At 53.6% G+C, this 15,415-nt stretch carries 10 protein-coding genes; 6 read left to right on the top strand and 4 right to left on the bottom strand.

The features are described from left to right. Positions 1 to 134 precede the first annotated feature (134 nt). The 3 genes from ACRRUX_RS11485 to ACRRUX_RS11475 all read left to right on the top strand — a co-directional run bounded on the left by ACRRUX_RS11485 (position 135) and on the right by ACRRUX_RS11475 (position 5,155). Positions 135 to 1,745: a glucan biosynthesis protein G gene (locus ACRRUX_RS11485; protein ID WP_432530367.1), complete on the top strand. Its 1,611-nt coding sequence runs from the start codon at positions 135 to 137 to the stop codon at positions 1,743 to 1,745. Continuing rightward, positions 1,742 to 3,910 (top strand): glucans biosynthesis glucosyltransferase MdoH, encoded by a 2,169-nt coding sequence (gene mdoH, locus ACRRUX_RS11480; protein ID WP_432530364.1) that lies wholly within the window; start codon positions 1,742 to 1,744, stop codon positions 3,908 to 3,910. Before ACRRUX_RS11485 ends, mdoH begins: the two co-directional genes overlap by 4 nt. 195 nt (positions 3,911 to 4,105) lie before the next feature. Then, on the top strand, positions 4,106 to 5,155 hold the full coding sequence (locus ACRRUX_RS11475) for an acyltransferase family protein (protein ID WP_432530362.1): 1,050 nt from the start codon (positions 4,106 to 4,108) through the stop codon (positions 5,153 to 5,155). Between the two features lie 82 nt (positions 5,156 to 5,237). Here ACRRUX_RS11475 and ACRRUX_RS11470 read toward each other — a convergent pair whose 3' ends face one another. The 4 genes from ACRRUX_RS11470 to speFL all read right to left on the bottom strand — a co-directional run bounded on the left by ACRRUX_RS11470 (position 5,238) and on the right by speFL (position 10,631). Further along, a complete protein-coding gene (locus ACRRUX_RS11470) occupies positions 5,238 to 6,389 on the bottom strand; it encodes a hypothetical protein (RefSeq protein ID WP_432530360.1) in 1,152 nt (383 codons plus the stop codon). Positions 6,390 to 6,734: 345 nt separating this feature from the next. Then, positions 6,735 to 8,069: a putrescine-ornithine antiporter gene (gene potE / locus ACRRUX_RS11465; protein ID WP_432530358.1), complete on the bottom strand. Its 1,335-nt coding sequence runs from the start codon at positions 8,067 to 8,069 to the stop codon at positions 6,735 to 6,737. 65 nt (positions 8,070 to 8,134) lie between these two features. Continuing rightward, positions 8,135 to 10,297, bottom strand: coding sequence for an ornithine decarboxylase SpeF (gene speF / locus ACRRUX_RS11460; protein ID WP_432530356.1), 2,163 nt, complete (start codon positions 10,295 to 10,297; stop codon positions 8,135 to 8,137). A gap of 238 nt (positions 10,298 to 10,535) precedes the next feature. Next, the gene (speFL, locus tag ACRRUX_RS11455; RefSeq protein WP_432530354.1) at positions 10,536 to 10,631 is read right to left on the bottom strand and encodes a leader peptide SpeFL; all 96 of its coding nucleotides are present in this window, start codon (positions 10,629 to 10,631) and stop codon (positions 10,536 to 10,538) included. Positions 10,632 to 11,818: 1,187 nt separating this feature from the next. Here speFL and ACRRUX_RS11450 point away from each other — a divergent pair. The 3 genes from ACRRUX_RS11450 to ACRRUX_RS11440 all read left to right on the top strand — a co-directional run bounded on the left by ACRRUX_RS11450 (position 11,819) and on the right by ACRRUX_RS11440 (position 15,091). Continuing rightward, positions 11,819 to 13,270 (top strand): diguanylate cyclase domain-containing protein, encoded by a 1,452-nt coding sequence (locus ACRRUX_RS11450; protein ID WP_432530352.1) that lies wholly within the window; start codon positions 11,819 to 11,821, stop codon positions 13,268 to 13,270. Positions 13,271 to 13,643: 373 nt separating this feature from the next. Beyond that, positions 13,644 to 14,582 carry a porin gene (locus tag ACRRUX_RS11445; protein WP_432530350.1) on the top strand — a complete coding sequence of 313 codons (939 nt, stop codon included), beginning with the start codon at positions 13,644 to 13,646 and terminating at the stop codon, positions 14,580 to 14,582. A 308-nt stretch (positions 14,583 to 14,890) separates the two neighbouring features. Then, a complete protein-coding gene (locus tag ACRRUX_RS11440) occupies positions 14,891 to 15,091 on the top strand; it encodes a hypothetical protein (RefSeq protein WP_432530348.1) in 201 nt (66 codons plus the stop codon). Positions 15,092 to 15,415 lie beyond the last annotated feature (324 nt).

Genomic DNA, 15,415 nt, shown 5'->3' with positions numbered 1-15,415 from the left:
AACAGCGATACTACATTTCATTCATTTGTGTTACTTTACGCGCAGTTAAGTCACCTCAAATACGCCTGATACAGGTCGCCCTGAGGCTACTGTGCATCGGCATTGTCTATTAACCTTTTAGGGTCGTTATCAACATGGACTGTTCTCGCCTTTTTGCGGCGTCAGGCTTCCCCATTTTGGGGAGCGTGAGCCTGGGTGTTTGTCTGTTGTTTTCTGTTGCTGTCAATTCTGCGGAAGTTGAACCGGTAAAGCCCAAAGTGAATGTGCCACCCAAAGCCGTCACCGCCAGCCCACCGGTTCGATTTGCCAAAACCGGCAATTTCGATGCCGATACTGTGGTGCGACTGGCACGTCAACTTGCCGCCAAACCCTATGCTCCGCGTAAAGATCCATTGCCGGCAAGCCTGGCCAACATCAACTATGACGAATATCGGGACATTCGGTTTAAGGCAGATGCGGCAATTTGGAAGCCGGAATCCCTGCCCTACCAAATGCAGCTGTTTCATCGTGGTTTCTATTTCCAGGACCTGATCGAAATAGCCATTGTTGAAGGCAACAAAGCGCAGCACCTGAGCTATAACCCCGAGCTGTTCAGCGCCGGTGAAGTGCTGCAACAAAAGTTGCCGACAGAGGATATTGGCTACAGTGGTCTGCGCCTGCATTACCCTCTCAATACCGATAAATACTTTGATGAACTGCTGGTGTTCCAGGGTGCGAGTTACTTCCGCGGTCTGGGCAAGGGCAATGCCTATGGCCTGTCTGCCCGAGGGCTGGCGATCAACACCGCTGAGCAGGTTGGAGAAGAGTTCCCGATTTTCCGCGCCTTCTGGGTTGAAAAACCCAGTCCGGACACCAAGCTGCTGGTGGTGCATGCCCTGCTGGACAGCCCCAGCGTAGCCGGTGCCTATCGCTTCTCTGTCCGTCCCGGAGACAATACCCGCATGGACGTTGAAGCCGTGCTGTTTCCCCGGGTAGAACTGGCAAAAGTGGGCCTTGCGCCCAGCACCAGTATGTATATGCACTCCCCCAATGGCCGTCACCTGACCGATGACTTCCGTCCCTCAGTACACGATTCTGATGGACTGCTGATCATCAATGGTCAGGGTGAGCGGCTGTGGCGGCCGCTGGCCAATCCCGGTGAGCTGCAGATCAGCGCCTTTATGGATAACTCTCCCCAGGGATTTGGGTTGATGCAGCGCGAGCGTGATTTTGCCAGTTATCAGGATCTGGAAGCCCATTACGAGCGCCGTCCCAGCCTGTGGGTGGAACCTGTTGGTCACTGGGGCCCAGGCGCCGTGGTGCTGACAGAGATCCCGACCCAGTCTGAAATTCATGACAATATTGTGGCCTTCTGGAAGCCGCGCCAGCCGCTGGCGGCGGGCAGCGAGTTCCGCTTCGCCTATCACCTGGCGTGGGGTGCCAACCCGGCACCAAGCGATAATGTCATCACCATAGCGCGCACCTCCAGCGGCCGCGCAGACATTGCCAAACCAACCGCCAAACGCCTGTTTGTGCTGGATTATAAAGTTGCAGGCGAACGCCCGGCTGCCATGCCCAAAGCCAAAGTGGAGACCAGTGCCGGTGAAGTCCTCAATGTGGTGATCCGCGACAACCCGCTGTCCAACGGATATCGCCTGTCATTTGAATTCGATCCGGGTGAATTTCGCATGGCTGAGCTTCGCGCCGAGCTGAAGTTTGAACAGCCACAAAATGCTGAAGTTTGGCTGTATCGCTGGACACAGTGAGCACGCAGATGAGCAATATTCTTGATGCCGGTACTGTTACCCTGGCAGGTGACAGTGCCATGCCGCCGGAGCAGCCAACAGACATGCCGGCGCAGTCACTCACTGCGCTGACGGCTGGATTTCCACGCACACCTGTGGATGCGCGCAATCTGAAATCCAGTGCGCTCAAACGCCTGAGCGTCATCGGCCCGGCGCTGCTGCTGTCAGTGTTTGCCATTCACGAAATGCGCGCCGTGTTTCTGGTGGGCGGCCTGACACCGCTGGAATACGCGGTGCTGCTGCTGTTTGCCATCAACTTTTGCTGGATAGCCCTGTCCTTCTGCTCCGCCGTGGCCGGTTTTATTAAACTGCTGCGAAATGGCCGCAGTGAGAGTATCAGTGACTCGCTGACTGCCAGAACCGCGATTTTAATGCCCACCTACAATGAATCCCCTGACAGGGTGTTTGCCGCCGTGGAAACCATGGCGTTGTCGCTCAGTGAGCGGCCTCAGGGCGAGGCATTTGACTGGTTCATCTTAAGTGACACCACAGATCCCGACATCGCACTGGCGGAAGAGCATGCCTTCTGGCTGCTACGCCAGGCCACTGCCGGCAAGGCGCAGGTCTATTACCGGCGCCGGCGCAAGAACATTGACCGCAAGGCGGGCAATGTCGCCGACTTTTGCCGTCGCTGGGGCGCCCATTATGATCACCTGCTGGTTCTGGATGCCGACAGCGTGATGGAAACCCACACCATCATCTCGCTGGCCAGCCGCATGGAAGCAGACCCGGATGTGGGGCTTATTCAAACCATTCCGGCACTGATCAGTGGTACCACCCTGATGGCACGGGTGCAGCAATTTGCCGCGCGCTTCTATGGCCCGGTGATCGGCGCCGGTTTGTCCTGGTGGGTGCAAAAAGAAGGTAACTTCTGGGGCCATAACGCCATTATCCGCACTGAGGCCTTTATGAAGGCGGCGGGCTTACCTCACCTGTCCGGCAAGCCACCTTTTGGTGGCCACATCATGAGCCATGACTTTGTGGAGGCCGCGCTCATCCGCCGTGCGGGCTGGAGCGTGAAAATCGCCGCCGATCTGCACGGTTCATACGAGGAGTGTCCGCCGTCAATCATTGATATGGCAGTGCGCGACCGCCGCTGGTGTCAGGGCAATCTGCAGCACAGCCGGGTACTGGGCGCCAAGGGCCTGCACTGGGTCAGTCGCATGCACCTGCTGACCGGCATTATGTCTTACCTCGCTTCGCCCTTCTGGCTGCTGCTGATCCTGTCCGGTTTGCTGCTGGCGCTGCAGGCACACTTTATTCGCCCCGAGTATTTTACCGATCAGTTTTCACTGTTCCCCACCTGGCCGGTGATGGACTCAGACCGCGCACTGCGGCTGTTTTATATCACCATGGGTGTGCTGCTGGGGCCAAAACTGCTCGGTCTGCTGCTGTATCTGTCCCGCAGCAACGTCAAGGCACTGGGAGGACGGCTACGCATCCTGCTCAGCACCCTGACTGAGGTGATCCTGTCGGCGCTGATCGCCCCCATCATGATGTTTATTCACTGCGGTGCGGTGCTCTCCATTCTGCTGGGCCGTGACAGCGGCTGGTCACCGCAGCGGCGGGATGATGGCAGTGTGCCATGGAAAGATCTGATCCACCGCCATCGCTGGCATATGCTGGCCGGCGTACTGCTGGGCTATGCCGCCCTGCTCGACTCCCTGTCGCTGCTGGCCTGGATGTCACCGGCATTGATTGGTCTGTGGCTGGCCGTTCCCCTGTCGGCCGCAACCGCATCCATGCCCATAGGCCAGTGGTTCAAGGCAAGAAGAATTCTGGCAACACCGGAAGAGGTACTGCAGCCGGCTATCGTGACTGCCACGGCGCTGCGCCGGGAAGCCTATATCGACGCCCTGTCACACAGCTGGAGCCTGCAGCTGCTGTTTGCCAGACCCGAGCTGATGGAGCTGCATATCAGCATCATCGACAAGTTGCAGGTAAAGGCCAGTCTGACCGCCATAGAGCCGGTGGAGGCCACAGCCAGGATCAAGGTGCATGAGGCACATTCTCAGGCAGGCTTGCTGGCGCTGTTAAGCCTTAAGGAACAGAGCTACCTGCTGAGTAACTCAATGCTGCTGAGAAAAATACAACTTATGCCAGCCACCCATGCAGACAGCGACTGAGTCTGCCGCTGCCAGTGACAGGCGGGCAACCACGGCCCGCCTGATGGTTGAATCATTCAGGGACATCCGAGCGCAATATGACAGTGCTTACCCCCCGCCATAGCGACCACCCGCACTTACCATGGCCAGACCCGGGCTGGCGCCTTGCCTTTGTTACCAACAACTTTATCCATCCGTTTCTGAGCCAAAAAATTTATGCGTAAACAGCAGCTTGAATTTGTCTATATGCGCGCCATCGCCATTTTATGGATTGTCGCCGGGCACAGTATCTATAACTCAGGCGAGGGATTTCCGCTGGCGCTGGAGAATGTGCTGCGGGGCGGGACAGCGCTGTTTGTGTTTATTTCAGGCTATTTTTATCACCGTATTTTCTATCCACGGATGGTATACAAAGAGTTTATGGTCACCAAAATCCGCAATGTGCTGGTGCCGTTTTTATGGGTGTCACTGGTTGGCCTTATCATGCTGGCCACCCAGTGGAGCCTGATGTACGACAGATCGCTGACTGAGGTGGCAAAAGGCGTCTATTACACAGTCCGCAATGGCTATGTGCTCTACCCCCACTGGTACATTCCCTTCATCCTGGCGGTGTTTGCCATTTCGCCGGTATTCTCAGCTTACATTCGCCTGAGCGCCGGCGTCCGCTGGCTGATCCTGGTCATCATGTGCCTGGTGTCTGTGTTCATTCATCGCCCCATAGGCAACATCAATGTGCTGCACTCACTGGTGTATTTCACCCCCTTCTACCTGATGGGCATCCTCTATTCCCAGCATGAGGCAGAGCTGCGTCGCTATGCCACGCCGTTGCTGGTGCTGGCCGTGCTGGGCACAGTACTGAGTCTGTACATGCAGACTTACGTTGATGTGCATGTGGGTAATTACCACAAGGCGGCGCTGACCCTGAGCGGTGTGGACTGGCAGTTTGTGCAGAAATTCAGCCTGTGTATTCTGGCGGTGGGCCTGTGTCTGTGGATGTCACAACAGGATTTATCAGCCAGGACGACCGGCATGATGGCCGTACTGGCAGAAATGAGTTTTGCCATCTTCTTCCTGCATCCGCTGTTTTCCATCATCTTTGGGGTGTTCACCGGGCTTGCGCGCTTCAAACTGGCGCCCGGCAATGTCTGGACGACATTGGGCCTGTCGCTGTGCATCTTTGCGTTTTTGCTGACAGGCAGCGTACTGACGGCCAAAGCTATCAAACGCAGATGGGGCGATCGCTCCCGCAGCTACATCGGCTGGTAAACCGGGCGACATGACAGCCGGGTTAACTGAGGGACAGGTGAGCAGGCCGTCTGCTCACCCCACAGCCACAATACCCTGGCCGTTACTCCTGCATCCCGCGCTGGCTGCTCTTTAAGCGGACTTCCTTCATAAAATCAGACTCTTTCGGTGCAGTGAATTGTGCCAGTGACGCCAATACCTGCTCCTTTACATGTTTGCCGGGGAAATTTGCGCGGATTTTGATGAACTTGTCCTCCTTTAAAAACAGGAAGGTCGAGGTATATTCGGGCAAGTCCAAATCCACTGTGTAGCTGCCATCGAAATACACCCCCGCCAGGCCACCGGCGTTTATCGGCACTATCTCCTCCAGCTCCAGCGCCTGCCACTTGTTTTGTTTGGCCACATACTCAATTTCCCGCTGCACATTGCGGGCTTCCTTGGCCAGCACTTCGGGCACATCGACCAAATCCACAAATCTGGCTGGATAAACAAATACATCCAGCACCTCATTACGCAGCTCAGGTTCAACGTAGCGCACCGCGGCCCCGAGAAACGGGTCGTTGTAAATCATATGCTCTGCGTATTCAAACCCCGCCAGTTGCTCGGGATACACCAGTTCTTTTTCATAGTCACTGGTGTGGAAGTTGTCCACCATAAAGCGATGGGAGAAAATATCGTCCTGTTGCATATCCGCAATCACATGGGACACCAGTGCCTCGGCGTAATCCTTCTGCCCCTGCATGGGATCGGTAAATAACTGCATGGTATGCACAAACGGCAGTTCATAGTGGTAGACCTTCAGCGGCCAGTCGCGCCAGTACACGGTCACCTCGGCCTTGGTGTGTTGCTTCATGTCCACCGGAACCAGCAGCAAAGTCGCCCCGGCCAGTGCGCCTTTGGCAATATCCCCGGCATCCTCATCGGAGAAATGAACAGTGCTGATGGCCAGGTTATAGTCCGAGGTCTCATCCCCGAGAGTCACCTTTTCAAACACCTGGGACGCCATAAAGCTGCGGTAAAACAGATTCACGTCCACCAGATTTTCATTGCACATTTTCATGACTGAGCTGGCGGCAAATGCCTGACACTCCTGCTGCAGCGAAGCAGAAGGCCGCCCCCAGAACACCGCCAGCGGCGGATACTTGTTGGCGAGATTGGTATCGAAGGTTTTGAGGTTTTCATTTTTGGTACTGGCACAGCCGCCCAGCAGGGCAACGCCGATCAGCGCCAGACAAACCAGGGTGATTCTTTTCATTGTTATATCCCTTTCACCTTTGGCCGGAGGCCAAATTCCATAGCAGAGACAGCATCATATTGAATATTTACCCATCAGACCATCGGCTGAAGGGGGAATATCACGGCACCGGCTCAGGAAAAGTTATTAGGGAGACAATAAAGTCAGGGCTGAGAGGCGTTCAGCCCTGGATGAAACACTGAAATGGCAGCCAAACAGCTGCAGCAGAAGTAACTGTGGCCGACCCAGACCTGCTGATTGGACTGAGCCGGCCAAAGCCACGGTTTACGGCGGGCAAGCCCTGAAAATACAAGGCATTGGGCCTGCCAGCCAACTGACCGGGAACATTGCCGCTCCCCGCCAATATCAGGTACGGGGTTGAGGATTTTCCCCGCTGATTTTCTTGCTGGTACGGCAGGCGACCATACCGAACAGGATCCAGCCAAAGAAAGTCGCAATAGAACCGTATTCCACCGCTACCTGACCAGAGCTGTACAGTGCATAGAAGCTGTAAGCCGCCCCCAGCATGGCAATCACGTTGGCAACACGGGCCTTGGCAACCGGCACATTCTCAGTTTTCTGAATCACCGCCAGTGCCCCCATGGACAGAATGTAAGGGATAAGGTTGGTGACCACGGCCAGCATCACCAGCGCCTGGAACTGCTTGTTCAGGCTTGGGCTGATGGTCATCAGCGCCAGCAGGGTCTGCACCACAGTCAGGATAATCATGCCAATCACAGGCGCATCAGCCTTGGTGACTTTGGAAAAGACTTTGGGGAAATAACCTTCGTCAGCAGATGATTTGAATACCTGAGCGATGGTGAACTGCCATCCGAGCAGCGAACCGGTACAGGCGATAACCGCCAGCGCCATCACCACTTTACCGACAAATGGGCTGAACATCTGGGCGAACGCCAGACCAAAAGGCGCATTGGAATGAGCCAGATCCGCATTGGGCACGATACCGGCAATCACGTTGGTGGAGATAATGTAGATGACCGCTGCCCCTATGGTACCGCCCATCACGGCGATAGGGACGTTCTTCTCTGGATTTTCTACCGCATCTGAGTTGGCACAGGCAGATTCCAGTCCGAGGAACGCCCACAGTGTCATGGCAATTGAGCCACCCAGCGCAGAGAAGAAAGGCATATCGTGGGGGTTCCAGGCTTCAACGTACAGTGTTGGGTCAAACCAGAACCAGCCGATAATGGACAGGCCCACCACCGGCAGAATAATGCCCCACACAGTTACCGCTGACACCCGGCCGGTAATATGGGCACCACCGAAGTTGGCCACTGTGGTCAGCCACAGTACACCTATGGTGGCAAAACAGGTCATCAATGGGCTTAAATGCACGTCAAATAGCACGGCAGCATAACCGACAGCGGAAATGGCAATCGCCACGTTGGCAATCACCAGAGATACTGAATAGGTGTAGTTGGCCATAAAGTTGCCTGAGCGGCCAAAGGCATATTCAGCGTAGCCGCCCATACCACCGGACTTTTTACTGAACATACCGCACTTGGCAAAAGCATAAGCCAGACAGGTTGAGCCCACGGCGGTCACCAGCCAGGACAGGATGGAAATAGTGCCGACCTGTGCCAGCTGAGTCGGCAGCATGATAATTCCCGACCCCATCATATTGACTATGGTCAGAATGGTTAGCTGCACCACGCCAATTTTATTCTTTGATTTACTCATATCGTTCACCTGACATTGGTTTGGATGAGAGGGGCAGGCACCGCTGCCCCTGTGGTCGGTAATGATTAGTCTTTGATTACATAACCCAGAGCTTCGATGCGGCCCTGCTCGTTTTGCTGCAGATACACGCCCTGCAGCTCAGGTGCGAAGCCGGGCAGCAGATTGATGCCCTCTTCCAGTGCCAGGAAGTATTGCTGCACCGCGCCGCCCCAGATTTCACCGGGAACCACACACAGCACCCCTGGTGGATAAGGCAGGGCACCTTCGGCGGCAATGCGGCCTTCGATGTTTGCCAGCGGTACCAGCTCAACCTTGCCGCGGATAAAGGCGGTATGGGCGTCCTGTGGCTCCATGGCCTTGGTGGGGAAGCAGGCTTTGCGGAACATCTCTTTCTGCAGCTGTTTGACGTTGCGGCTGACATACAGGTCATGCATTTCCTGACACAACTGACGAATGCTGTAGCCGCGGTAACGCTCTTCGTTGGCGGCGTAGACAGAAGGCAGAACTTCGGCCAGTGGCGCATCTTCATCAATCAGGCGCTCGAAGCGGGCGATCTGGCTGACCAGGTGGGTCATCTTGGCGTGGTCTTCTGCCGGGGTCATCAGGAACAGAATGGAGTTCAGGTCGCACTTCTCGGGAATGATGTTATTTTCCCGCAGGAAGTTGGCCAGAATGGTGGCCGGAATACCGAACTCTTCATAGCGGCCGGTTTCGGCGTTAATGCCGGGGGTGGTCAGCATGAACTTGCAGGGATCCACAAAGTACTGGCCTTTGCCATAACCTTCAAAGGCATGCCACTTCTGGCCTGGTTCAAATTCAAAGAAACGCAGATCCTCGGCAATCAGATCTGTGTCGTAGTCCTGCCATGGACGACCTTCGATGCTGGTTGGAATAAAAGGCTTGATGTATTTACAGGTCTTGAGCAGCAGTTTACGGGCATCAATCACCACTTTCACCGCTTCGCGCCACAGGTAACGGCCACTTTCACCATCATGCATTTTGGCGTTCACATCCAGCGCCGCAAACAGTGGGTAGAATGGGCTGGTAGAGGCATGCATCATAAAGGCGTTGTTAAACCGCTTGTGGTTGCAATAGCGCTCCTGACCTTTGATATGACTGTCTTTTTTGTGGATCTGCGAAGTCTGGGAGAAACCGGCCTGCTGTTTGTGCACCGACTGGGTGACGATAATGCCGGGATCTTCCTCGGTCAGTTCCAGCAACATAGGCGAGCAGTCGCGCATCATGGGAATAAACTGTTCATAGCCCACCCAGGCGGAGTCAAACAGGATGTAGTCACACAGATGACCTATCTTGTCCACCACCTGACGGGCGTTATAAATGGTGCCGTCATAGGTTCCCAGCTGAATGATTGCCAGGCGGAATGGGCGTTTTTCCTCTGCCCGTTCAGGGGCAACTTCACGCACCTGCTCGCGCAGATACGCTTCACTGAAGCAGTGGGAATCGATACCGCCGATAAAACCAAAGGGGTTACGGGCAGTTTCCAGATATACGGGGATCGCACCGGCCTGCAGCAGGGCGCCATGGTGGTTGGACTTATGGTTGTTGCGGTCAAACAGCACCAAATCACCTTTGGCCAGCAGCGCATTGGTGACGACCTTGTTGGACGATGAGGTGCCATTAAGTACAAAGTAGGTTTTGTCAGCGTTGAATACCTTGGCGGCGTGCTGCTGTGCGTCACAGGGAGCACCTTCATGGATCAGCAAGTCACCGAGCTTTACGTCCGCGTTACACATATCTGAGCGGAACACGGTTTCACCGAAAAACTCGAAGAATTGATGACCCACAGGGTGCTTGCGATAAAACTGACCACCCTGATGCCCAGGACAGTCGAAGGCGGTGTTGCCCATCTCGACATATTTTTTCAGGGTGCCAAAGAAAGGTGGCAGCAGATTATCCTGATAGCGCTGCAATGCAGTTTCCACTTTCTTACCGTAGAAATCGGCTTTGGCGGCGGTTAATTCAAATACCCCGGCCACTCTATTACAGATATCATCAGGGAACGTTTCACCGTTATCGACCACAATAAATACCGGTAATTTCAGTCCTCTGGATTCAATTTTATGAAACACACCATTATTCACATCATCGACAGTTAATACCACCGCGCCAATATCACAAAAATCTGTGTTATATATATCAACAATTTTTCTATCGGTTTTAAAACACATCAGCGTGGCAGGACTCGCTGCAATTTTTAATGATTTCATATCAACCTTCTTTGGATATAAGAACGCCCTACCAAGATTTAAACTCAGTATCATTTAATACAAATCTGGGCAGAGCAAAGCGCCATGACAGCTCACGCCACCGACAACAGCTTGCAGACGGCCACAGCCAGTCAAGACAGTAATATTGTCAGTAGAAAATGAACAGTTAAGCGTTGTTTATAAAAACGGATTACTTTGCTTGGGGATGAATAAACAGTCGGCTGAGGCCAACTATTTATTAGAGAGATTGTGTCGACAGGAATACAAATGAATGGTCAAAATAGTCACGATGAGCAGGCATCATAATATGTCTGGTGCGTCTGATATGCGCCATTATTCTTGCTGCTTTCCTCATAACCTGTCTCCACAAGAAATAAAAGAAATGGACTAACTTGGTGTTTTTATCATATGCCTGAACTTAACCCGAAAATTTGCACCATGTCATAGTTTATTCCTCTGCAATTTAAAACTTTTGTTGCAGTTTTATGCTACCATAACCAACTGTTACACAATGTAACAGCTTGCAGTTAGAGTGTTTTCGTGGCTGTTCCCGCCAGGGGCTTAAGGAAGCAGTCAGCTTGTTAACTGGCCACAGGGCGCAGCGTCCTGTCGGGGACAGGGTGCCCATTATCAAGCCCAGCCACCGACCACTGCCGCCCAACGCAGCGCCCGCCAGCCCGCTGATAACACCCATTTCAACAAATGCCGGGCGCCGTGAAGGGATGAACAATATGGCCGGACAACAGCTAAGTGCAACTCGAAGACACAGGCGGGCAGCTCAAATGTGAATTGCGGCTCCCGACAAATTGCAGCCTGAGTCACAGACACATAAGCGGCCAAAACTTGTCAGGCCAACGCCTGAGCGACTGAAACCCGAATTAATGGATGCCGGAATGACGAATGGCGAAGTCACTGAAACACTGGTTGATAAAAACCCGGAATCCGCAGCGCCGGTGATGGAAAAGCGCACCAAGCAACACTCTGCTCGCACCACTCAGTAAGTACTACTCTCGGCATGCACAAAATCAACCCGGTACAGGCGAAGAAATCAGCGATGGATAACGCGCAAACAGCGAACATCAATCACTCATGATTCCCGAACTTAAAAACCATTTGCCGAAAAGTCCTTTAACCGCAGAGCACAACTGCGCCGTCAAGGTGATTAATGCATCACCATAAGCCCGCCTGGTATTTTATTTAGCCAGTTCGATATAACGAAACGTAACCAGCAGAATGCTGATGGCTTATTGGCAGATCCATATCACTTAATCGCACTTCCCATAAAAAACTGCCATAACTTAACTTTATGTTGCCTCGCGAACAGTGCAAAATAGCACCAACCGGCGAATAACAATCAGACCCAATCAGTTTAGTCTGCTCGTTAACGGCAATAATAAAAGATAAAACACTGATGACGGCACACCATATATGAATCACCGAACAGGCAAAGCAAGACGTTATAATTTTCTGATAAAACTGCTGCTATTGTCTGTTGTGTTGATTTTATTATTCAGTCTTGTGATGTCATTCAACAGCTATCATCAACGGGCCAACAAATATCTGACAAGGCAACAGCAGGCGCTGACGTCGATGGCCGATATTTTATTGAGGCAACATATTATCTACAGTGAGCGCCAACTGAATAATCTGGAAGTGCTGCTGAATGAACACGCCATATCAAAGGGTGAAAGCGTGCTGGACGATGGTTGGCCGATTGTCCATCAGTTCCGGCTGGACAGCAGTCACCACATCTATTTTTACAATGCCATCAAACAGGTGCTTGAAGTCTACCCGGACTGGACCATGCCAGCCAATTTCCAGGTGGAGCAGCGCCCCTGGTATCGGCTGATCAGTCAGCCGGATCATGATGCGCACTGGATTGGCCCTTATATCGAATCTGATGGCGCAACTGAAGTCATCACCCTGGGGAAGAGTCAGTTTGACCGCAATGGCAACGTGATGGGCGCTCTGCTAGTCGACATTCCTCTGGCCAGCATTCATGAGGTCGTCAGCAGCAGAACAGCTGACAAAACTGTCGCCCTGATCCTCAGCAACAGTCTCACCGGCAAGCCTATTGTTGAGTTCAACACTGACAAGGTACAACCGCTGTCGGCAGCCAATACTTCGCCACTGCAAGCACTGCGGCACGGCATGTCACTGACGGCCAAACTGGACTATGTGCCCTGGGAAATCGCGGTGCATACGCCGCCGCACCACTTCCGGGAAATGCTCACCCGCGACTTCCGCTTCGCGCTGATGCCCATCAGCGCCATCATGTTTATCGCATTGGCCGGGATCTATGCCTTGTACATTTTGCTTAAAAGAGAGCTGGTCAATTTAAGTACCGAAATCATCGGGCAGGACGATATCCCGTCCTCCAAAATCGCGCCGCTGTGGTTATTTAAAAAAGAAATCGCCACCATCAAATCACACATCAAGTTGCAAAACCGCCATATTCGTCTGGATGGTCTCACCAATATATTGAACCGCAAGGCATTTGAGGATGATATCCAGAAGCTGACAGCAACCAGCCAGGCCTGTGTGCTGATGCTGCTGGATGTGGACAACTTCAAAACCATCAATGACAGGTGGGGGCATCAGTTCGGCGACTGTGTGTTGAGATCCGTCGCCGCCATGCTGGCCGGGGAGATAGGCGCAGAGCAGGTGTACCGGTTCGGTGGCGACGAATTCGCCGCCCTGTTTCCTGCCAAAGAACAGGACATAGCGTGCCTGTGTGACACCCTGCTGGAAAAGTGCCGCCACCACGACTGGCCGATAGCCGACTGCCAGGTCAGCCTCAGCATAGGTGTTGCCATAGGGACCGCCAGTGTCAGTCGCAGCGCCCTGCTATTTGGTGCCGACAGCGCCCTGTATCGCAGCAAACACGCGGGCAGAAACTGCTGGCACATCAATCAGGGCTCCCCTGAGCAGACCTTTGATGACTCAGAGGACTGCCGGCAACATGCCTCCTGACCTTAGTCGCTGATTTACATAAGCCTTAGCAATCAGCGGCCACCAATGGCTGCCGCCAGGCCCTTTGATAACGGAAAGCCCGGCAGGCAGCCCTGCTCTGAAAACCGCCACAGTATCATCCTGCCGCCAGGAGCTCGCCTGCCATCCAGGCAGGTTTTTGATATTTAACCGCTATCCGGCGCAGGCAAGATATCTTCCTGATAAATCCCCATTACGCAGAATTGTTTTTTTCTTTCTACACTTTGATTGGACTTTGTATCTGATACGAAAGACTTTTTGTATCGCACGATGCGTTCAGCCCGAATAAATAAGCTGAACTGACCCAAATCATGGGCAGTGACAGCAAAGGAATGTTTTCGGCAAGAAGGGAAAAATGATGAACAAGTTATTGTGTACAGTGTTGATGACGAGTTGCGTATCTGCGGTCGCCGATGAGTCAGTCATGGATAAATTAACGATTTCCGGCTACCTGGATGCGTCGGCAACCCAGGTGAAGGAAACCGACCAAAAGGCCGACGATAAGCTGCAACTCGATACCCTAGAGCTGAGGTTTGACTATCAGGTCACCGACCGGCTTACCGTCAATACCCATATACGTGGCAGTGGTGTCGATGAAAATGTCATCCTGGAACAAGCACACCTGAACTATCTGGTGGCCGAAGGCGTGACCTTGACGGCAGGTAAATTCCTGAGTGTTCAGGGCTTTGAGGCTTACCACTCACCGGATCTATACCAGTATTCAACCTCGGCCACCCTGGTGTATCCGGGCATGATGAATGGCGTCTCCATGCGCTATGACAACGATCTGGTATCCGTTTACGGGGCAATCGTCTCCAGTGCATGGGACAGCGAAGATGGCGATGTGGGCGACAACGGTTATGAGGCGGCCATTAAACTGCGTCCGATCAGTGGCCTGAGTGTGCACCTGGGCTACACCAGTGAAGACAGAGGCAACGACACCACCCGCGCCCTGTTTAACGGCTGGGCCAGTTATCAGGTGGGACAACTGTTAATGGCAGCGGAATATAACCACATTGAAGACTGGATCCAGCCCAATGACAAAGGCGATGGCTGGCTGGTGATGGGAAACTACCACTTTAACGATAGCTGGGGCCTGACACTGCGTACCAGTGCGCTCAAAGTAAAATCCGCCGGTGGTGACGACCTGGAAGATATCAGCAAATGGACCGTCGCCCCGCTGTACAGCGTCAATGAAAACTGGGAGATGATTTTCGAATACAACAGGCTGAAGAATCACCTCACGGGAACCGATACTGACACCTTCGCCATCGAGGCGATTGTGGTGTTCTGATCCAACGCAGTCATCAGGCCAGCATGCAGTCGGCCTGACGGCTGATTTTATCTCCCCCCAGCGGTGCTTACCCACCCGGACAGCCAGCGCTTTCGCACATATTGGCGCTCCCCGGCATCAGCGCAAACACCTTGTCCCCTGAGCTGCCCAGCGGGCGCGCTTTCCACACCAGCCAATGCCGATGTTTCGGATTACCGGCAAGCTCATCCCCACGCCTCAAATTACCCGTAAAATTCACTCGCCGTTTATGACAGGTGATATATATTAAGCAGTTATCGTGCTGACTCATCCCACGTCAGGAGGCCAAGATGAAACAAGAACTGATGCAAAAGCGACAACAGCTAGTTGAGCGGGTCGAAGCCATTCGCGCTGACTATCGCCGCGGCCTGAATACCGATTCTGAAGAGCGCGCCCAGCAACTTGAGAACCGCGATACCCTGTATGAACTCGAGCGGATCAGCCTTGAGGAAATCGCCAGAATTGATGAACAGTTGAAGGGTTTGGATTAAGCCTGAAATCCCATCAGGGTTCACCCCACAGTTGCCTTCGGCGCTTTATAGCCAAGTTGCGCTTGGCAGAATTGCCTTTGTCCCTGCGGGACAGCTAGTTATCGCCTTTCAGGCGATGCAAAGTCGTGGGTCTCCAACTCCACAGTTGCCTTCGGCGCTTTATGGTCAAGCTTCGCTTGGCAGAATTGCCTTTGTCCCTGCGGGACATGCCGCTTTCCAGCGGCCAACGTCGTGGGTCTCCAACCCACACCCGGGGAGGGGCTTTGCTCGCCCAAAGTCCCCTCCCCCCCAAAAGGCGCCCCAACCAACGCTGACAACTCCTCA

It is taken from the genome of Shewanella sp. GXUN23E (genome assembly GCF_050865035.1).
Lineage (GTDB): Bacteria > Pseudomonadota > Gammaproteobacteria > Enterobacterales > Shewanellaceae > Shewanella.
Note: the sequence above shows the minus strand (reverse complement) of the source record. Positions and strands in the feature narration are given on the sequence as shown.

Bases quoted from the DNA above. Each gene is read 5' to 3' on its own strand.
- ACRRUX_RS11485 (WP_432530367.1), top strand. From the start codon at position 135: ATGGACTGTTCTCGCCTTTTTGCGGCGTCAGGCTTCCCCATTTTGGGG.
- ACRRUX_RS11475 (WP_432530362.1), top strand. From the start codon at position 4,106: ATGCGTAAACAGCAGCTTGAATTTGTCTATATGCGCGCCATCGCCATT.
- ACRRUX_RS11470 (WP_432530360.1), bottom strand. From the start codon at position 6,389: ATGAAAAGAATCACCCTGGTTTGTCTGGCGCTGATCGGCGTTGCCCTG.
- potE (WP_432530358.1), bottom strand. From the start codon at position 8,069: ATGAGTAAATCAAAGAATAAAATTGGCGTGGTGCAGCTAACCATTCTG.
- speF (WP_432530356.1), bottom strand. From the start codon at position 10,297: ATGAAATCATTAAAAATTGCAGCGAGTCCTGCCACGCTGATGTGTTTT.
- speFL (WP_432530354.1), bottom strand. From the start codon at position 10,631: ATGGCGCATATCAGACGCACCAGACATATTATGATGCCTGCTCATCGT.
- ACRRUX_RS11450 (WP_432530352.1), top strand. From the start codon at position 11,819: ATGTCATTCAACAGCTATCATCAACGGGCCAACAAATATCTGACAAGG.
- ACRRUX_RS11445 (WP_432530350.1), top strand. From the start codon at position 13,644: ATGATGAACAAGTTATTGTGTACAGTGTTGATGACGAGTTGCGTATCT.
- ACRRUX_RS11440 (WP_432530348.1), top strand. From the start codon at position 14,891: ATGAAACAAGAACTGATGCAAAAGCGACAACAGCTAGTTGAGCGGGTC.